Source organism: Tepidicella xavieri, from assembly GCF_004363315.1.
In the GTDB taxonomy this organism is placed as follows: Bacteria; Pseudomonadota; Gammaproteobacteria; order Burkholderiales; family Burkholderiaceae_C; genus Tepidicella; species Tepidicella xavieri.
In genome coordinates this window covers 189,091-206,840 of the sequence record NZ_SNYL01000001.1, presented here as the reverse complement: position 1 = coordinate 206,840, position 17,750 = coordinate 189,091, and the positions used below count along the sequence as shown (strand labels likewise).

Below are 17,750 nucleotides of genomic sequence, written 5' to 3'. Positions count from 1 at the left end.
CAGGGTTTTCCCCGGCCCGGTTTCGGGTACATTGATTGTCAAGCACCTACCCGCAAAGGATCGCCCTTGGCCATGCCCGATGCCCCCCGCTCACCGCAGCCCACCGTGGCGCGGTCGCCCGGCGATTTGCGCAAGGCCTCCGCTTTGGTGGTGGACGGCAACCCGACGACCCGCATGACGGTGGCCGGCCAGCTGCGCACCATGGGCATGCATTCGGTCAGCCAAGTGAGCCGCATCGCCGATGCCCGTCGCGAGCTGGAGCGGTCGCATTTCGACGTGGTGGTCTGCGGCGACGAGTTTCCCAAAGAAGGCGGCACGGGCCAGGAACTGCTGGACGATCTGCGCCGCAGCGGCCTGCTGCCCTACGCGACCGTTTTTATCATGCTGACGAACGAAGCCACCTATCTGAAGGTGGCCGAGGCGGCGGAATCGTCGGTGGACAGCTACATCGTGCGGCCTTATTCGGCCGGCAGCCTGAACGACCGCATCGAGCAGGCGCGGATTCGCAAGGTGGCGTTGCAGCCCCTGTATCAGGCGCTCGAAGCCCAGCGCCCCGAGGAGGCGGTGGCCCTGGCCCGTCAGCGTCTGCGTGATCGCGGCCCACAATGGCTGCAGGCCGCCCGCATCGGGGCCGAAGTGCTGCTGCGGCTGGAACGGTTCGAGGAAGCCGAGGCCCTGTTCCAAGCCATTGGGCAGGCCGACCCCAAGCCCTGGGCGCGGCTGGGCGTGGCCCGCACCCAGCTCGATGCCGGCGCCCCCCACCGCGCGATGGAAACTCTGCAAGCCCTGCTGGAAGACGAGCCCGACTATCCAGAAGCCTATGATGTGCTCGGGCGCGCCCAGCTCGAACTGGGGCAATTCCAAGCCGCGCTGGCCACGCTGGAAAAAGCCGTACAGCTCACGCCCATGGCCATCGGCCGGCTGCAGCGCCTGGGCATGCTGGCCTACTTTTGCGGCAACCGGGATCAGGCCGTGGAACTGCTGGAGCGTTCGACCTATCTGGGCCTGGACTCCAAGATGTTCGACAGCGAATGCCTGGTGCTGCTGGCCCTGTCGGCGTTTGCGCGCAACCAGCCGGCCCAACTGGAGCGCCATCTGGCCGAACTGCGCAAACGGTTGCGCGCCAACCCGGCAGACCTGCGGCTGCAGCGCTTCACCGACCTGATTGCGGCCTTGTCGTTCGAGCAGCAGGGACATCGGGAAAAGGCCACAAACCTCATTGCCATCGCTTGCACGCAGATCGGGGAGCCCCATTTCGACATGGAAGCAGCCCTCAACCTGCTGTGCGCGCTGGCTGAGCTGACCCACCGCGGCGCGGATGTGTTGAAAGACGACAAGGTCATCGACCGCATCGGCCGGCGCTTTGCCACCAGCAAGGCCATGGGCGAGTTGCTGGCCAACGCCGCCAGCGCGCACGAGCCGTTTGCCGAGCGGCTGCGGCGCAGCCAGGACGAAATGGTGTGGCTGATCGAGCGGCCCGTCAAAGCCGCTGGCAACGGGGAAGCGGCCACAGCGCTCGAAGAGCTGGTGCGCACCGCCGAAGGCACGCTCAATGCCCGGGCGGTGGAATCGGCCTGGCTGGTGTTGCAGCGCTATGCGGCCGAAATCCCCGAGGCCGAGCGCTGGCAAGAGCGGGTGGAGCGGCTGCGCGAAGCCTATGGCACGGCACGCAACAAGCCTGCCCTGGGCGATCGGCGGCTGCGCCCTTCCGGCGGCGTGAACCTGGGGCCGATGGACCGGGCCACCGCCCCCTGAGCAGCGCCGCTCAAGGCTCCAGCGGGGCGCCGGCGCGGAACCACTGTGCGATCAGCGCCCGCTCCGCCTCCGTCATGCCCGTGGCGTTGTTCAGCGGCATCTGGCGGGTCACCACCGTCTGCTGGTACACGGTCAACGCCTGCTGCTGGATGGCCAACGGCGTGTCCAGCCGCACGTTTTTCGAGGCCAGGGCCGCGCCGTGGCACATGACGCATCGCTGCTCGATCACCGGCTGGACCTGCGCCATGCCGACCTGGGCCGGCAATTCGACCGGCTCGACCGCGGCCGGCCGCATCCAGGCGATGAGCGCCAGCAGCACCGCCACGCCCACCGCGGCATACGGCCAGGGGTGGGCGTTGCGCCCCAGCTTCCAGCCATGGCGCATGACGAAAAACTGGCGAATGGCCGCGCCGGCGAACATGATGGCGATCAACGCCACCCAGTTGTACGCGTGGCTGTAGACGAAGCTGTAGTGGTTGCTCAACATGGCAAACAACACCGGCAGCGTGAAATAGGTGTTGTGCACGCTGCGCTGCTTGCCGCGCTTGCCATGGATCGGGTCCACCGGCTGGCCAGCCTTGAGCGCCGCCACCACCTTGCGCTGGCCCGGAATGATCCAGAAAAACACATTGGCGCTCATGGCCGTGGCCAGCATGGCCCCCACCAGCAGGAAAGCCGCCCGGCCGGCGAACAGCTGCGTGGCCGCGTAGGAGGCCACGCACACCAGCAGCAGCACGAGCAGGCCCACCTTGGCATCGCCATGGGCGGTTTGCCCCAAAGTGCGGCAAATCGCGTCGTAGAGGAACCAAAACACCACCAGAAACGCCAGCGCCGTGGCGATGGCCGCCGCCGGCGACCAGTCCATGACATGGGGGTCGATCAGATAGACGCTCGGACTCCACAAATACGAAATGGCGAACAACGCAAAGCCGCTGAGCCAGGTGGAATAGCTCTCCCAGTAGAACCAATGCAGATGATCCGGCAGCCGGGGCGGCGCCACGTTGTACTTGACCGGGTGATAGAAGCCGCCTCCATGAACGGCCCACAACTCGCCGCTGACGCCCTCTTTCTTCAGCGCTTCATCCTGCGGCGGGGTGAGGCTGCTGTCGAGAAACACGAAATAGAACGAGGAGCCGATCCACGCGATGGCCACGATGACGTGCAGCCATCGCAACAGCAGATTGGCCCAATCCAGCAGATACGTTTCCATGGTGGCTTGCCAAAACGCCGGACGCACCGGCTTGTGAAGCACGGGTTCACCACTGCGGGCGCTGTGAACCCCGAACGGTCGCGTCACACACAGGCGCCGCGGCGACCACGGAGCACGAAGTGTATACAGTTTCGGTGGACTGCACCAGCCACCGCCTCTCACCGCGTGCCTGAGACATCAAGCAACAATTGCGCCACCACACTGGCCGCGATCACGGCAGGCTCCTTGCCCCGGATGCCCGGCAGCCCGATGGGGCAGGTGACGCGGTCCAGCTCGGCTGGGCCAAAGCCTCGCGCCTCCAGACGGTGCCGAAAGGCCGCCCATTTGGTGCGCGAGCCGATCAGACCGATGAAGGGCAGATCGTCCTGGCGCCGGCAGCGCTCCAGACAAGCGGCCACGATGTCCAGATCTTCAGCATGGCTGAAGCTCATCACCAATACGCGACTGCCGGGGGGCAAGTCGGCGACGGCGCGCTGCACCGGCTCGGAATGCTCCACCTGGACCTGTGGCGGCACATCGGCCGGAAATATGCCATCGCGGCTGTCGATCCAGCGCACGGCAAACGGCAACGGCACCAGCGCCCGCACCAAGGCGCGACCAACGTGCCCTCCGCCAAACAAGGCCAGCGGCAAAAGCGCCGGCTGCCACAGGGCACGCAGCGACGACACGTCGGCGGCGCCGACCCGCCACGCCCGCAGGTGCACCACACCGCCACAGCATTGGCCCAGGCTCGGCCCCACCGGGCACCGCCATTCGGTCATGGCAGCGCACGGATCGGCCAGCAGGCGGCGCGCCACGGCCATCGCCTGCCATTCGAGCTGGCCGCCGCCGATCGTGCCCCAGGCGTCGTGGGCGAACACGGCCATCCAGGCGCCACGCTCGCGCGGCGCCGAGCCCTGGGTCTGCGCCACGGCCACCAGCACCGCCGTCTCCCCGGCCTCCAGCCGGTGGAGCACGGCAGGCAAATCGCCACCGACCAAGGGCTGCGGCTCAACTGCCACGGTAGGTCGAGTAACTCCAGGGACTGACCAACAACGGCACGTGATAGTGCGCGGAGGCATCGGCCACGCCGAAGTCCAGCGTCACCTGGTCGAGAAAGGCCGGCTCCGGCAAGGCCACGCCACGCGCGGCGAAATACGCCTTGACGTCGAACACCAGCCGATAGGTGCCCACCCGCAGCGCAGCGTGGTCGAGCAGCGGTCCGTCGGGATTGCGGCCGTCGGCATCGAGGGTCAGGCGCCTGAGCAGCGTGGCCTGCCCACCATCCGTGCTGTACAGCGCCACCTGCATGCCGGCGGCCGGACAGCCATGCATCGTGTCCAGAACATGTGTGCTCAAGCCCATGAAAAACTCCCGTGGTGGAACGATCCGACCATGCCAGGCACGGCGTGGTCGACTGAAAGTGTATACACTTTTTGTTTTTCTGGATATCATGCGCCCATGGAATCTTCGAGCACCGCGCACATCGTCGAGTCGTTGACCCGTGCCATTGTGGAGCATCGGCTCAACCCCGGCACCAAGCTCGCGGAGCAAAAGCTCGCTGACCATTTTGGCGTCTCGCGCACGCTGGTGCGGCAGGCGCTGTTCCAGCTCTCGCAGCACCGGCTCATCAAGATGGAGCCCTCGCGGGGCGCTTTCGTGGCCACGCCGTCGGTGCAGGAAGCGCAGCAGGTGTTCGAGGTGCGGCGCATGCTCGAAATGGAGATGACTCGCGCTTTCGCGCGACAAGCCACCCCAGCCAAGATCCGCGCCCTGCGCGCCCATGTGGCCGAGGAGCGCAAGGCGGTAGACAGCAACGACGTGCCGGGCCGCACCGAGCTGCTGGGTGACTTCCACGTGCGCATGGCCGAACTCATGGGCAACCAGGTACTGGCCGAGCTGCTGCGCGACCTGATCTCGCGCTGTGCCCTGATCACGCTCATGTACCAGAGCACGCACGCGGCCGAGCATTCCAACGACGAGCACGCCCACATCGTCAAAGCCCTGGCCGCGAAGGACGAAGAACTGGCCGCCCGACTCATGGACGAGCATCTGCGCAACGTCATGGCCAATCTCACCTTCGACCGCCAACTGCCCACCAGCGACATCTCGATGGCGCTCTCCGCCCCATGATTTACGACAGCACCGCCCCCTACCCGCGCGACCTGGCCGGCTATGGCCGCAACCCGCCGCACGCCCGCTGGCCCGGCGGCGCCCGCATCGCCGTGCAATTCGTGCTCAACTACGAAGAAGGCGGCGAAAACTGCGTGCTGCACGGCGACGCGGCCAGCGAAACCTTCCTCAGCGAAATGTTCAACCCAGCCGCCTTCCCGGCCCGGCACATCAGCATGGAAGGCATCTACGAATACGGCTCGCGCCAGGGCGTGTGGCGGCTGCTGCGCGAATTCGAGCGGCGCGGCCTGCCGCTGACCGTGTTCGGCGTGTCCACCGCGCTGCAGCGTTCGCCCGACGTGACGGCGGCGTTCGTCGAAGGGGGCCATGAGATCGCCTGCCACGGCCTGAAGTGGATTCACTACCAGAACCTGCCGGAAGAGCTGGAGCGCGAGCACATGGCACAGGCCATGCAAATCATCGCCGACCTGACCGGCGAACGGCTCGACGGCCCGCGCCGGCTGCACGGCGCCGGCTGGTACACCGGGCGCGACAGCCCCAACACCCGCCGCCTGGTGGCCGACTTCGGCCACTTCGACTACGACAGCGACTACTACGGCGACGACTTGCCCTTCTGGATGAAGGTGCGCCGGACCGACGGCACCGACGTGCACCAGCTCATCGTGCCCTACACGCTGGACTGCAACGACATGCGCTTCGCGCTGCCACAGGGCTATTCGCATGCCGACCCATTTTTCCAGTACATGCGAGACACGTTCGACGTGCTGTACGCCGAGGGCGATCCCGCTGGACTGGACCGCCCGAAAATGATGAGCATCGGCATGCACTGCCGCCTGCTGGGGCGGCCTGGCCGCATCACCGCCCTGCAACGCTTCCTGGACCACATCCAGCGCCACGAAGGCGTGTGGATCGCCCGCCGCATCGACATCGCCCGCCACTGGCGCGCCACCCACCCCTGCCCGGCCTGAAAGACCGCGCCATGCCCTACACCCTGGACCAACTCAACGCCGCGCCCGCGCCAGAGGCCGCGCGCATGCTCGACGGCCTGTACGAGCACTCCCCCTGGATCGCCGAGCAAGCACTGACCCAACGCCCCTTTGCCAGCCTGGCCGCACTCAAGCTGGCCATGGTGCGCGTGCTGGAGGCCGCCGGACGCGAGGCCCAACTGGCCCTCATCCGCGCCCACCCCGAACTGGCGGGCAAGGCCATGGTCGCCCAGGCGCTGACCGCCGAATCCACCCACGAACAGCGCACCGCCGGGCTGACCCACTGCACGCCAGAGGAATTCGCCCGCATCCAGCGGCTCAACGCCGACTACAACGCCAAGTTCGGCTGGCCCTTCATCCTGGCGGTGCGTGGGCCACGCGGCACCGGGTTGAGTCGGACCCAGATCATCGAGGCCTTCGAGCGCCGCCTGCACAGCCACCCCGATGCCGAATTCCAGGAATGCCTGCGCCACATCCATCGCATCGTGGAAATCCGGCTCAACGACAAATTCGGCGCCGAACCCACGCTGGGCAACCTGGTGTGGGACTGGCAGGAACACCTGGCGCAATACAGCGAACCGAGCTACGCCGAGCGCGGCGAGCTGACCGTGACCTACCTGACCGAGGCCCATCGCGCCTGCGCCGCCCACATCGCCCAGACCATGCGCGAAGTCGGCTGTGACGAGGTGCACATCGACGCCGTGGGCAACGTGGTGGGCCGCTACCACGCAGCCACCCCCGGCGCCCCCTGCCTGCTCACCGGCAGCCACTACGACACCGTGCGCAACGGCGGCAAATACGACGGCCGCCTGGGCATCTACGTGCCCCTGGCGGGCGTGCGCGAGCTGCACCAGGCCGGCCAGCGCCTGCCGTTTGGCATCGAAATCGTTGCTTTTGCCGAAGAGGAAGGCCAGCGCTACAAGGCCACCTTCCTGGCTTCCGGGGCCCTGGTGGGCAGCTTTGACTCCGCCTGGCTGGACCAGACCGACGCCGACGGCGTGACGATGCGCCAGGCCATGCAGACGGCCGGCCTGCCGGGCACGCTGGAGGCCATTGCCGCGCTGAAACGCGACCCGGCCCATTACTTGGGCTTTGTGGAAGTCCACATCGAGCAAGGCCCAGTGCTCAACGAGATGAACCTGCCACTGGGGGTCGTTACCTCCATCAATGGCAGCGTGCGGCTGATGGGCGAGGCGGTGGGCACCGCGAGCCATGCCGGCACCACGCCCATGGACCGCCGCGCCGACGCCGCCTGCGCCGTGGCGGAGTTGATGCTCTTCGTGGAGCAACGGGCCCGCCGCGACGGCGATTCGGTGGGCACGGTGGGCCAGTTGCAGGTGCCCCACGGCTCTGTCAACGTCGTGCCGGGCCGCTGCGCCTTCACGCTGGACCTGCGCGCCCCGTCTGACGCCCAGCGCGACGCGCTGCTGGCCGACGTGCGCGCCGAAATGCAGGCCATTGCCCAGCGGCGCGGCGTGCGCTTCACCCTGGAAGAAACCATGCGCGCCAGCGCCGCGCCCAGCGACCCCGCCTGGCAGGCGCGCTGGGAGCGTGCCGTGCAGGCCTTGGGCCTGCCCATCTTCCGGCTGCCCAGCGGCGCCGGCCACGACGCCATGAAACTGAACACCCTCCTGCCCCAGGCCATGCTGTTCGTGCGCGGACAAAACGGCGGCATCAGCCACAACCCGCTCGAATCCACCACCAGCGACGACATGGAACTGGCCGTGCGCGCCTTCCAGCACCTGCTGCAACAAGTGGCCAGCGAGTGCTGAACTTCTCCCCCTCTGCCTTCTGAAAACCCGCATGAGCCTTTCCACCTACACCGCCCTGGACCAATGGGTGAACCAGCACTTCGACGACGAAGTGGCCTTTCTGCAGCAGCTGGTGCGCGTGCCCACCGACACCCCGCCCGGCCACAACGCCCCGCACGCCGAGCGCACCGCCGAACTGCTGCGCGGCTGGGGCTGGGCAGTCGAGGCCCACCCCGTGCCAGCGGCCGAGGTGCAAGCCGCCGGCCTGCAGAGCATCACCAACCTGATCGTGCGTCGGCGCTATGGCGACGGCGGCCCCACCATCGCCCTCAACTCCCATGGTGATGTGGTGCCCCCTGGCGAAGGCTGGACGCATGACCCCTATGGCGGCGAGGTGGTGGACGGCAAGATGTACGGCCGCGCCACGGCCGTCAGCAAGAGCGACTTCGCCACCTTCACCCATGCCGTCAGGGCCCTGGAAGCGGTCGCCCGCCCGGCCAAGGGCTGCATCGAACTGCACTTCACCTACGACGAAGAATTCGGCGGTGAACTCGGCCCCGGCTGGCTGCTGGCGCATGGCCTCACGAAGCCCGACCTGATGATCGCCGCGGGCTTCAGCTACCAGGTCGTCACCGCCCACAACGGCTGCCTACAGCTGGAAGTCACCGTCCACGGCGACATGGCCCATGCCGCCATCCCCGACAGCGGCACCGACGCCCTGCAGGGCGCCGTACACCTGATGAACGCGTTGTACCGGCTCAACGCCGAGTACCTGCGCGTGCGCTCGTCGGTCGAAGGCATCACCCACCCCTACCTCAACATCGGATGGATCCAGGGCGGCACCAACACCAACGTGGTGCCCGGCAAGGTGGTGTTCAAGGTGGACCGGCGCATGATCCCCGAAGAAGACCCGGCCCAGGTGGAAGCCGCGCTGCGCCAGACGCTGGCCGAAGCGGCCGCCACCTTCCACCCGCCGCGGGGCGGCCAGCAGTTGCAGGTGGACATCAAGCGCCTGTTGCTGGCCCACGCCATGCAACCGCTGCCCGGCAACCGGCCGCTGGTGGAGGCGATTCAAAAGCACGGCGAAGCGGTGTTCGGCGAGCCCATCCCCGCGGTGGGCACACCGCTTTACACCGACGTGCGGCTGTACGTGGCACGCGGCATTCCCGGTGTGATCTACGGCGCAGGCCCACGCACCGTGCGCGAGTCCAACGCCAAACGGGCCGATGAGCACATCGTGTTGGAAGACCTGCGTCGAGCCACCCAGGTCCTGGCCCGCACGCTACACGACTTGCTGGCCTGAGCCGGCTTCAAGGCAGCGGGCGGGCCGCATCAGCCGCCTGCTCCCAGGGGCGGCGCGGGGAGCCCGCGGCCTCGGGGCGCCAGCGGAAAAACATGGGATAGACCTTTTCGGTGACCGGGCTGTCGAAATCCCACGCCAGGCATTTGCCCAGGTGCGCAGGCGGGCGGCCATCGGCCGGCGGCGCGAAAGAGACTTCGGCCATGGTCTGAAAGGCCGCGGTGGCCATGTTGTAGAGCAGCTCCCGCAAATGGGTGCAGCCCTGGATGCCGCCCAGGTGCTGCTCGATCGCTTTGCGCCAGCCCGCCCCCATGCGCGTGCCCACCATGCGCTGCATCGGCGCCAGCGCCTGCGGGCAAGGGGCGTGCGGAAAGCTCTCCATCACCGCTTCGATGGCGCGCACCACCATACTGGCATCGAGCGTGACGCGAATGCGCATGTGATGCACCGGCTGACCCGCCTCCCAGCGGCCTTCCCCTTGAATTTCGAAAGCGTGGGGCTTGCTGTCGTGCAATTCCCCTTCGATGTCCCACAGGCCATCGTCGCGAAGATAGCCCCGGTACTCGACGCGACGGGTGTGCATGGGGCGGCGCGGGGCGGGTGTGGACAAGGGCAAGATGTGTACCTCCAGACCATCGAACGATCGATCAACACACGAATTGTCGGGAAAATCAGGTGGGGCTGCACGGCTCAGCCGGTCAGCAAGGGCTGATCGGCCAGTCGCGCCACTTCCACGCGCAGGGCTTCGGCCCAGGTGCGACGGTCACGCCCTTGGGCGGTGTCGGGCTCGCCCCAGTGGACGGTGGCTTGCAAATCGGTGGCGCAGGCCGTGCGCCACAACGAGGTCACCAAAGCGGTGTCGCCCGCGAAGCCCGGGGCCTCATGGTGACGGGCCTGCCCCAGGAGGGCTTGACCGTCGCCATGCAGGTAGGCCACCCCCGCCGGCCAGATGGGCGCATCGGTGGCCACCGCCGCCTGCAACAGGTTGGCGTGAAAGGGCAGCACGCCCTGGCCATCGCCCGTGGTGCCTTCGGGGAACACGGCCAGCACCTCGCCGGCTCGCAAATGCTCGGCCATCTGGTGCACCACGCGCAAGGCATCGCGGCGCTTCTCGCGCTCGATGAACAAGGTGCCCGAACCCACCACCAAGCGGCCGATCACCGGCCAGCGCCGCACATCGGCCTTGGAGACGAAGCGGCAAGGCCGTGCCGCATTGAGCACGAAAATGTCTAGCCAGGACAGATGGTTGCAGACGACCAGCACTGGCCCGGCGGCAGGCGGCTCGCCCAGCACTTGCAAATGCACCCCAAGAATGTGTAAGGCCTGCCGGGACCACTGCTGGATGGCCCGCCGACGGCCGGCCTCGTCCAGGCCGGGAAACCGGGCGCGCAGCGTGTACAGCCCGCGCAGCAGATGCAGCGTCAGGCGCAACAGGCGTGCGCTGGCACGCAAAGCCCTCATCGGGTGGCGTCGTAGGCAATCTGGCCGTTGACCAGGGTGACGCACACCGACACCGGCAGCTCATGCCCCTCGAAAGGCGTGAGCTTGCCCTGGCTGCGCAAGCTCTGCGGGCCCACCCGCCAGTGACGCTGCGGGTCCACCACGCACAAATCGGCGACCCCCCCTTCGACCAAGCGGCCCACGCTGGCCTGCAAGGTGCCCAAGCTGCGGCCCAGCACGGCCGCCGGCCCCTGGGTGAGCACGGCCACGGCGCGGCTCAGCGGCACGCCGTCTTGCTCGGCCCATTTCCAGGCCAGCCCCAACAGCAATTCGACCGCAGTGGCACCGGGCTCGGCCTCGGCAAACGGCAGGGTCTTGGCGTCGGCGCCCACTGGCGCGTGATCGCTGACCAAGGCGTCGATGGTGCCGTCGGCCAAGCCCGCGCGCAGCGCATCGCGGTCGCGCTGCTGACGCACGGGCGGCTGCAGGCGCAAGCGGGTGTCGTAGTAGCCGATGTCGTTATCGGTCAGGTGCAGATGGTGGACGCTGACGTCACAGCTTACGGGCAAGCCCTCGGCTTTGGCCTGGCGCACCAGGTCCACCCCGGCCGCGGTGCTGAGACGGCACAGGTGCAGGTGCACGCCCTGCCCGGCCGGCGTGCCGCAGCGGTGCACCCCACGCAGCAGCTCAAACAGGGTGTGCAGGGCAATCACCTCGGCCGCGGCGGGCACGCCACTCAAGCCCATGCGGGTGGCCAGAGGGCCGCTGGCCACCACCCCTTTGCCGAGCCAGAAATCCTGCGGCCGCAGCCAGACGCCGTAGCCGAAAGTGGCCGCGTACTGCAAAGTGCGCAGCAACACCTGGGTATTGACGATGGGCACGTCGGCCTGACCGAACCCGACACAACCCGCCTCGGTCAGCTCGACCATCTCGGTCAGCACCTCGCCCTGCAGGCCGCGCGTCAGCGCCCCGAGGGGGAACACCCGGGCCTGATGCAGCTTCTCGGCACGGGCCTTGAGCATGTCCACCAGGCCAGGTTCGTCGAGCACCGGGTCGGTATCGGGCGGGCAGACGAGGCTGGTCACGCCACCGGCCACGGCAGCGGCCATCTCGCTTTCCAGCATGCCGGCGTGTTCTTGCCCCGGCTCGCGCAGGCGCATGCACAGGTCCACCAAGCCGGGCAGCACCACGCAGCCTTGCGCATCGATCACCCGGTTGGGGTGAAAGTCGGCCGGCAGCTTGCCGATGCCGATGATGCGGCCTGCGGCAATCGCGATGTCGGCCACGGTATCGGTCTGGCTGGCCGGATCGATCAGGCGGCCGCCCTGGATCAGAATCTTCATGTCGCTGCTCCTGTGCTTAGGCCACGTTGCCGGCCACGATGCTCATGACCGCCATGCGCACCGCAATGCCGAAGGTCACCTGCGGCAGCACCACGCTCTGGCGTCCATCGACGACGGCGGACTCGATCTCCACCCCCCGGTTGACCGGCCCCGGATGCATGACGATGGCATCGGGCTTGGCCCAACGCAGCCGCTCGGGCGTCACGCCAAAGCTCTTGAAATACTCCTGGCTCGATGGCAGCAGCGCCCCGCTCATGCGTTCGTTCTGCAGCCGCAAGGTGATGACCACGTCGCAGTCCTTGATGCCCTCTTCCAGCGTGTGGCACACGCGCACGCCCATGTGCGACAGGTCGCTGGGCACCAGCGTGCGCGGCCCCACCACGCGCACGTCCGGGCAGCCCAGGGTGGTGAGCGCGTGGATGTCGGAGCGGGCCACGCGCGAATGCAGCACGTCGCCCACGATGGCCACCGACAGGTTGGTGAAGTCCTTCTTGTAGTGCCGGATGGTGTACATGTCCAGCAAGCCCTGGGTGGGGTGGGCATGCCGCCCGTCGCCAGCGTTGATGACATGCACGTGCGGCGCCACGTGCTGGGCGATCAGGTATGGCGCGCCCGACTCGCTGTGGCGCACGACGAAGATGTCGGCTGCCATCGCGCTGAGGTTGGCGATGGTGTCGAGCAGGCTTTCGCCTTTGGCGGTGGAACTGCGCGCGATGTCCAGCGTGTACACATCGGCGCTCAGCCGGGTGGCCGCGATGTCGAACGTGGTGCGGGTGCGGGTGCTGTTCTCGAAAAACAGGTTGAACACGCTCTTGCCGCGCAGCAGCGGCACCTTTTTCACCTCTCGGTCGCTCACGCTGACGAAATTGTCGGCCGTGTCCAGAATATGGGTGAGGATGGCTTTGGGCAGCCCCTCCGTAGACAGCAGGTGGATCAGCTCGCCGTTGGCATTCAGTTGAGGGTTGCGGGCCATGGTGGTCAGTCCTGGACTCGGGTTTCGACGTCGAAGCTGAAGGTGCCGGCTTCGTCTCGGGCCAGCTCGAAACGCTGGTGGGGCGGCAACGGCAACCGGGTGGCAGCAAAATCGGCGGCCACCGGCAGCTCGCGTCCGCCTCGGTCCACCAGCACGGCCAACCGCACGCTGGCGGGTCGGCCGTAATCGAACAATTCGTTGATCACGGCGCGCAGCGTGCGCCCGGTGTAGAGCACATCGTCGATCAGCAGCACATGCGCCCCATTGACCTCGAAAGGCAGCCGTGTCTGCTCGGCGCTGGCGCTCAAGCCGCGCTGGGCGAAGTCGTCGCGGTGCATCGCCGAAGAAATGACGCCCACCTCGCCCTCCAGCCCCAGGTCGCGCTGCAAGCGCTCGGCCAGCCAGGCCCCGCCACGGGGCACGCCCACCAGCCGCGCCGGGGTGGTGGCCAACAACGCCCGCACGCCGCGCAGCAGTTCGGCGTACAGGGCTTCGGCGTCGAGTTGCAATTGGCTCAAGGCAGACTCCTCAAAAACTGTTCCAGGATGATGCAGGCCGAAGCGGCATCGGCATCCTTCGCGCCCAGGCTGTGGGCCTCCGTGGTGCTGTAGCGCTCATCGACTTCATACACGGTTTTGTTGAAACGGCCGCGAAGCTGGCGGGCAAACCGCTGGGCGCGGGCGGTATTGTCGTGCGCCGCCCCATCGGGGTGGGTGGGAATGCCCACCACCAGCGCATCGGGCTGCCATTCGCGAATCCGGGCGGCGATCTGCGCGAAGCGGGCATCGCCCTCGGCCACGATGGTTGCCTGCGGGGTGGCGGTGCGCGTCAGGCGGTTGCCGCTGGCCACGCCGGTCCGGCGCACCCCAAAATCGAAAGCCAGAAAGGTCTGGTATTGCGGCGGCACCCGCTCGGGCGTGCTCATGCGTGCCCCGCCCCGGGTGAAAGCATCCAGGGCTGCAAGCCCAGCAGGGCCATGGCTTTTTCGTAGCGCTGCTCCACCGGGGTGTCGAAAATCAATGCCAGATCGGCCGGCACGGTCAGCCAGCTGTTCTCTGAAATTTCCGACTCCAACTGCCCCTCCCCCCAAGACGAGTAGCCCAAGGTGACCAACACCTTGCGCGGCCCAGCCCCGGAAGACAGAGCTTCGAGCACGTCGCGCGACGTCGTCATCTCCAGCCCGTCGGGCATGCGCAAGGTGGAGGCATAGGCCGTCGGGCGCGGCGGCTCCGCGGCGGCTGGCTCAGCAGAATCGGGCTCCGTGCTTTCCTCCTGCTCGGACACCATCCCCTGACGCATGGCCTGGGCCACCGCGGGAGGCGTGACATCTTCACCCACGGGCTGCGCATCGCCCATGGCCTCATGGAGGACGAAACCGCGCTCGGTCTGCAAAGGGCCGCCCTGAAACACCGGCTGCCGTGCGAGCTCGGGCCGGTTCAGCGGCAGATCCACCTTCTCGAACAAATCCCCCACCGTGATGCCCGTGGGCTTGTTGATGATCAGCCCCAGCGCCCCCCGCGGGGTGTGCTCGCACAGATACACCACGCTGCGGCCAAAGAGCTCGTCATTGAGCCCCGGCATGGCGATCAGGAAATGGTGCGACAGGTTGGTGGTGGGGGCATCCGAACTCATGCCCCGATTTTAGTGGGGCCCCGCCCCTGCTCACAGCAAGCAGGACTCAGGCGGCACGCCCGTAACGAATACGCATGCCCAGAATGAGCAGCGCCAGCGTGAAGGTCACGGCGTTGGCCACGATGATGGGCCAAGCCCCCAACAGCCACCCATAGACCAGCCACAGCCCCACCCCCACCGTGAACACCGCGTACATGATCAGCGAAATGCCGCTGACGTCGCGCGTGCGCCACGTCTTCCAGGCCTGCGGCACGAAGCTGATGGTGGTGAGCACGGCGGCCAAAGCGCCGATGAGTTCGATGGCGTGGGGCGACATGGGGCACGATTATGGCTGGCGTCCGGCCAAACGCCTCGTTGTGGCGCTATCGTTATGTCTGCACAGCACAACACCCGACCTGCCCTATGCCTCCCACCGCCACCTACGACGCCGGCCTGATGTGGTTTCGCCGCGACTTGCGCACCGAGGACAATGCAGCGCTCTACCACGCCCTCAAACGCTGCCGCAAGGTCTGGTGCGTGTTCGTGTTCGACACCGACATCCTGCGCCCCCTGCTGGAGCGTGGGCTGCGGGCAGACCGGCGGGTGGAATTCATCCACGACAGCCTGATCGACCTGGACGAGCAGTTGCGCGCCCTGGGCCGATCCACCGGCACCGAAGGCGTGGGCCTCATCGTGCGCCACGGCAGCGCCCTGGCGGAGATCCCGCGCCTGGCCAGCCAGTTGGGCGTGCAAGCCGTGTTTGCCAACCACGACGACGAGCCCGCCGCCAAAACGCGCGATGCGCAAGTGTTGGGCACCTTGGCCCACGACGGCGTGCTGCTGCAGACCTACAAAGACCACGTGATCTTCGAACGGCAGGAGTTGCTGACCGGCAACGGCCGGCCCTACACCGTTTTCACGCCCTACAAAAACGCCTGGCTCAAAGCGGTGACGCCCTTTCACCTCAAAGCCTACCCGGTGCAACGCTACGCCGACGCCTTGGCCCCCTGCCCCGCACAGGTCAGCCCCGGGGTGCCTGCGCTAGAGCAGCTGGGCTTTGCCCCCACCAACCTGCGCGCGCTCAAAATCCGCACCGGCAGCCGCGGGGCCCAGGCCTTGTGGGAGGACTTTTTCAGCCGCATCGAGCATTACCACCAGGCCCGCGACTACCCGGCCGTCAAAGGCCCCAGCTACCTGAGCGTGCATCTGCGCTTCGGCACCATCAGCATCCGTGCGCTGGCCAGCGCCGCCTACGCCATGCACCTGCAAGGCATGGCCGGCGCCAGCAGCTGGCTCAACGAGTTGATCTGGCGCGACTTCTATCACCAGATCCTCGCCAACTTCCCCCACGTGGCGCAGCGCGCCTTCAAGCCCGAGTACGACGCCATCCGCTGGGAACACGGCGCGCACGCCGACGCCCTGTTCACCGCCTGGCGCGAAGGGCGCACCGGCTACCCACTGGTGGACGCCGCCATGCAGCAAATCAACCAGACGGGCTACATGCACAACCGCCTGCGCATGGTGGTGGCCAGCTTCCTGACCAAAGACCTGGGCTTGGACTGGCGCTGGGGCGAGCAGTACTTCGCCGACCACCTGATCGACTTCGACCTGGCGGCCAACAACGGCGGCTGGCAATGGGCCGCCTCCACCGGCTGCGACGCCCAGCCCTATTTCCGCATTTTCAACCCCGTCAGCCAGAGCGAAAAATTCGATCCGCAAGGCAAATTCATCCGCCGCTACCTGCCGCAATTGGCCGCTTTGCCCACCCCGGCCTTGCACGCGCCCTGGCTGGCCCAGCCCGCCGACCTGCAAGCCGCCGGCGTGACCCTCGGCCAGAACTACCCCCAGCCCATCGTGGACCATGCCGCCGCGCGGCAGCGCACGCTGCAGCGCTATGCCGTCGTCAAGCCCAGCCAATGACGCTAGGGTATCGGCAGGTCACCGGTTGCGCTGGACGATCAAATTGCGCTTGGCATCCTCGGGGTAGGCAAACGTCACACGCCCATTGACGACCTTGCCCAAAATCAGCATGTTAGGCGTGATGGCGTCTTTCTCCGTTTCCGTCCAAGGGCGGTCAAACGTGCCCACCACCCCGAAGTACACCCGCGGAATGTTCTCCAGCGCCCGCTTGACCACCGGCCCGGGGAACTGCCCATCCCGGATCGAGAACAAGGCGTACATCAGCAAATAGGTCGCGTCATAGGCTTGGGCCGCAGCCATCGGCACGCGCGGCGGGCCATTGAACTTGCGGCTGTAAGCAGCCAAGAAAGCCGTTCTGCGCACATTGCTCGGTTCCGCGATGAAGGTCTGCGCCATCAACGCCCCTTCCGCGGCAGCCTTGGCCCCCTCGATGAAAAACGGAAACGACAAAGGCCAGCCCCCGACCTGCGACACATTCCAGCCCAACTCCCGGCGCCCCAACGCGATGACGGCATTTTCTGGACCCACGGTATAGCTGAAAATCACATCAGCGCCCGCCGCACGCGCCTTGCTCAGTTCTTCGCGCAAATCCTTCACGCCCAAAGGGAAGCGGGCCACATATGCCGGCCTCAAGCCGCGCGCCGACAATGCCGCCTCCACATCCTTGAGTCCGGCCTCGCCGTAGCCGGTCGTATCGGCAAAAATGGCCACCCGGGTCCAGTCGCGCCGGACCAGATATTCCACCACGAACGGGGCCTGAATCGCGTCCCGAGGCGAAATGCGGAACAGGTAACTCTCGGCGGGCGAGGCCACGGCGGTCAACGGCGTACCTGTCGAACAAGGGACGATGAGAGGCAATCTGGCTTGTTGAAACACCTCGCGCGAACGCATGGCCACACCGGTGTTGCAAAAACCGATCGTGGCAATCACCCCGGCATTCACCAGCTCTTTGGAGCGCTCATAACCCACATCGTTGTTGCCTTCATCGTCTTTGACGACCAGTTCGATGGGGCGCCCCAAGTAACCGCCCACGGCGTTGATCTCCTCCACCGCCAGCTGAACACCCTGGAGCATGGGCACGCCAAAGTCGGAAGACGGGCCCGAAAATGGGCCGATGACGCCAATCTTCAGTGGTGCAGCAGGTTGAGCAGCCGCGCCCAGCATGGGCCACCCGATCCACAGCAGCCACATCGCCGTCAGCCAAGCACGCACCCATCGATATTTCTTCATATTCACCTCGCGTACCGAAATTTCCATTCACGACCGACGCTCCCTGCGGGTGCCACATCAGTCCCATGTGTTTTCAGGCGTTTGTATCGGCCCTGTGGTGGGCATGCCATCCGCATCCT

The 17,750-nt window shown here is 66.9% G+C and carries 18 protein-coding genes; 6 read left to right on the top strand and 12 right to left on the bottom strand.

Going from position 1 to position 17,750, the window contains the following annotated elements; all coding sequences use genetic code 11:
* The first annotated feature begins 72 nt into the window (after positions 1–72).
* The gene (locus tag DFR43_RS00985; protein ID WP_164499677.1) at positions 73–1,755 is read left to right on the top strand and encodes a tetratricopeptide repeat protein; all 1,683 of its coding nucleotides are present in this window, start codon (positions 73–75) and stop codon (positions 1,753–1,755) included.
* 10 nt (positions 1,756–1,765) lie between these two features.
* On the opposite strand, the gene DFR43_RS00980 is transcribed toward DFR43_RS00985, so the two are convergent.
* The 3 genes from DFR43_RS00980 to uraH all read right to left on the bottom strand — a co-directional run bounded on the left by DFR43_RS00980 (position 1,766) and on the right by uraH (position 4,309).
* Positions 1,766–2,965, bottom strand: coding sequence for a urate hydroxylase PuuD (locus tag DFR43_RS00980; protein WP_133595586.1), 1,200 nt, complete (start codon positions 2,963–2,965; stop codon positions 1,766–1,768).
* Positions 2,966–3,123: 158 nt separating this feature from the next.
* Positions 3,124–3,966 (bottom strand): xanthine dehydrogenase accessory protein XdhC, encoded by an 843-nt coding sequence (gene xdhC / locus DFR43_RS00975; RefSeq protein ID WP_245988773.1) that lies wholly within the window; start codon positions 3,964–3,966, stop codon positions 3,124–3,126.
* Complete coding sequence (uraH, locus tag DFR43_RS00970) at positions 3,956–4,309, bottom strand: hydroxyisourate hydrolase (protein ID WP_133595489.1); 354 nt, start codon at positions 4,307–4,309, stop codon at positions 3,956–3,958. Before uraH ends, xdhC begins: the two co-directional genes overlap by 11 nt.
* 96 nt (positions 4,310–4,405) lie before the next feature.
* On the opposite strand from uraH, the gene DFR43_RS00965 reads away from it, so the two are divergent.
* From DFR43_RS00965 to DFR43_RS00950, 4 genes are read left to right on the top strand one after another with little or no spacing between them, the layout of a single operon-like run.
* Entirely contained in the window at positions 4,406–5,077 is a 672-nt protein-coding gene (locus tag DFR43_RS00965; RefSeq protein WP_133595488.1) for a GntR family transcriptional regulator, read from the top strand.
* Positions 5,074–6,045 carry an allantoinase PuuE gene (puuE, locus tag DFR43_RS00960; RefSeq protein ID WP_133595487.1) on the top strand — a complete coding sequence of 324 codons (972 nt, stop codon included), beginning with the start codon at positions 5,074–5,076 and terminating at the stop codon, positions 6,043–6,045. Before DFR43_RS00965 ends, puuE begins: the two co-directional genes overlap by 4 nt.
* 11 nt (positions 6,046–6,056) lie before the next feature.
* Positions 6,057–7,835: a 2-oxo-4-hydroxy-4-carboxy-5-ureidoimidazoline decarboxylase gene (gene uraD, locus DFR43_RS00955; protein WP_133595486.1), complete on the top strand. Its 1,779-nt coding sequence runs from the start codon at positions 6,057–6,059 to the stop codon at positions 7,833–7,835.
* A gap of 31 nt (positions 7,836–7,866) precedes the next feature.
* Complete coding sequence (locus tag DFR43_RS00950; RefSeq protein ID WP_133595485.1) at positions 7,867–9,117, top strand: M20 family metallopeptidase; 1,251 nt, start codon at positions 7,867–7,869, stop codon at positions 9,115–9,117.
* Between the two features lie 7 nt (positions 9,118–9,124).
* Here the strand turns inward: DFR43_RS00950 and DFR43_RS00945 are convergent, their stop codons facing one another.
* The 8 genes from DFR43_RS00945 to DFR43_RS00910 form a co-directional block, all read right to left on the bottom strand.
* Complete coding sequence (locus DFR43_RS00945) at positions 9,125–9,724, bottom strand: DUF2889 domain-containing protein (protein WP_245988771.1); 600 nt, start codon at positions 9,722–9,724, stop codon at positions 9,125–9,127.
* Positions 9,725–9,804: 80 nt separating this feature from the next.
* A complete protein-coding gene (locus DFR43_RS00940; RefSeq protein ID WP_133595483.1) occupies positions 9,805–10,575 on the bottom strand; it encodes a lysophospholipid acyltransferase family protein in 771 nt (256 codons plus the stop codon).
* Positions 10,572–11,897 carry a dihydroorotase gene (locus tag DFR43_RS00935; RefSeq protein ID WP_133595482.1) on the bottom strand — a complete coding sequence of 442 codons (1,326 nt, stop codon included), beginning with the start codon at positions 11,895–11,897 and terminating at the stop codon, positions 10,572–10,574. The genes DFR43_RS00940 and DFR43_RS00935 overlap by 4 nt, the downstream gene beginning before the upstream one ends.
* Before the next feature lie 16 nt (positions 11,898–11,913).
* The gene (locus DFR43_RS00930; protein WP_133595481.1) at positions 11,914–12,870 is read right to left on the bottom strand and encodes an aspartate carbamoyltransferase catalytic subunit; all 957 of its coding nucleotides are present in this window, start codon (positions 12,868–12,870) and stop codon (positions 11,914–11,916) included.
* 5 nt (positions 12,871–12,875) lie between these two features.
* A complete protein-coding gene (gene pyrR, locus DFR43_RS00925; RefSeq protein WP_133595480.1) occupies positions 12,876–13,388 on the bottom strand; it encodes a bifunctional pyr operon transcriptional regulator/uracil phosphoribosyltransferase PyrR in 513 nt (170 codons plus the stop codon).
* The gene (ruvX, locus tag DFR43_RS00920; protein WP_133595479.1) at positions 13,385–13,795 is read right to left on the bottom strand and encodes a Holliday junction resolvase RuvX; all 411 of its coding nucleotides are present in this window, start codon (positions 13,793–13,795) and stop codon (positions 13,385–13,387) included. The genes pyrR and ruvX overlap by 4 nt, the downstream gene beginning before the upstream one ends.
* Positions 13,792–14,502 carry a YqgE/AlgH family protein gene (locus DFR43_RS00915; protein WP_133595478.1) on the bottom strand — a complete coding sequence of 237 codons (711 nt, stop codon included), beginning with the start codon at positions 14,500–14,502 and terminating at the stop codon, positions 13,792–13,794. The genes ruvX and DFR43_RS00915 overlap by 4 nt, the downstream gene beginning before the upstream one ends.
* A 46-nt stretch (positions 14,503–14,548) precedes the next feature.
* A complete protein-coding gene (locus DFR43_RS00910; RefSeq protein ID WP_133595477.1) occupies positions 14,549–14,818 on the bottom strand; it encodes a SemiSWEET transporter in 270 nt (89 codons plus the stop codon).
* Between the two features lie 86 nt (positions 14,819–14,904).
* Here DFR43_RS00910 and DFR43_RS00905 point away from each other — a divergent pair, with 86 nt between their 5' ends.
* Positions 14,905–16,401 carry a cryptochrome/photolyase family protein gene (locus DFR43_RS00905; RefSeq protein WP_133595476.1) on the top strand — a complete coding sequence of 499 codons (1,497 nt, stop codon included), beginning with the start codon at positions 14,905–14,907 and terminating at the stop codon, positions 16,399–16,401.
* An 18-nt stretch (positions 16,402–16,419) separates the two neighbouring features.
* Here the strand turns inward: DFR43_RS00905 and DFR43_RS00900 are convergent, their stop codons facing one another.
* Positions 16,420–17,631 (bottom strand): ABC transporter substrate-binding protein, encoded by a 1,212-nt coding sequence (locus DFR43_RS00900; protein WP_133595475.1) that lies wholly within the window; start codon positions 17,629–17,631, stop codon positions 16,420–16,422.
* Positions 17,632–17,750: the final 119 nt, after the last annotated feature.

Coding starts and splice junctions, on each gene's coding strand:
- DFR43_RS00965 (WP_133595488.1), top strand. CDS start 4,406: ATGGAATCTTCGAGCACCGCGCACATCGTCGAGTCGTTGACCCGTGCC.
- DFR43_RS00930 (WP_133595481.1), bottom strand. CDS start 12,870: ATGGCCCGCAACCCTCAACTGAATGCCAACGGCGAGCTGATCCACCTG.
- DFR43_RS00950 (WP_133595485.1), top strand. CDS start 7,867: ATGAGCCTTTCCACCTACACCGCCCTGGACCAATGGGTGAACCAGCAC.
- DFR43_RS00910 (WP_133595477.1), bottom strand. CDS start 14,818: ATGTCGCCCCACGCCATCGAACTCATCGGCGCTTTGGCCGCCGTGCTC.
- ruvX (WP_133595479.1), bottom strand. CDS start 13,795: ATGAGCACGCCCGAGCGGGTGCCGCCGCAATACCAGACCTTTCTGGCT.
- uraD (WP_133595486.1), top strand. CDS start 6,057: ATGCCCTACACCCTGGACCAACTCAACGCCGCGCCCGCGCCAGAGGCC.
- DFR43_RS00900 (WP_133595475.1), bottom strand. CDS start 17,631: ATGAAGAAATATCGATGGGTGCGTGCTTGGCTGACGGCGATGTGGCTG.
- DFR43_RS00980 (WP_133595586.1), bottom strand. CDS start 2,965: ATGGAAACGTATCTGCTGGATTGGGCCAATCTGCTGTTGCGATGGCTG.
- uraH (WP_133595489.1), bottom strand. CDS start 4,309: ATGGGCTTGAGCACACATGTTCTGGACACGATGCATGGCTGTCCGGCC.
- DFR43_RS00905 (WP_133595476.1), top strand. CDS start 14,905: ATGCCTCCCACCGCCACCTACGACGCCGGCCTGATGTGGTTTCGCCGC.
- DFR43_RS00915 (WP_133595478.1), bottom strand. CDS start 14,502: ATGAGTTCGGATGCCCCCACCACCAACCTGTCGCACCATTTCCTGATC.
- puuE (WP_133595487.1), top strand. CDS start 5,074: ATGATTTACGACAGCACCGCCCCCTACCCGCGCGACCTGGCCGGCTAT.
- DFR43_RS00985 (WP_164499677.1), top strand. CDS start 73: ATGCCCGATGCCCCCCGCTCACCGCAGCCCACCGTGGCGCGGTCGCCC.
- DFR43_RS00935 (WP_133595482.1), bottom strand. CDS start 11,897: ATGAAGATTCTGATCCAGGGCGGCCGCCTGATCGATCCGGCCAGCCAG.
- DFR43_RS00940 (WP_133595483.1), bottom strand. CDS start 10,575: ATGAGGGCTTTGCGTGCCAGCGCACGCCTGTTGCGCCTGACGCTGCAT.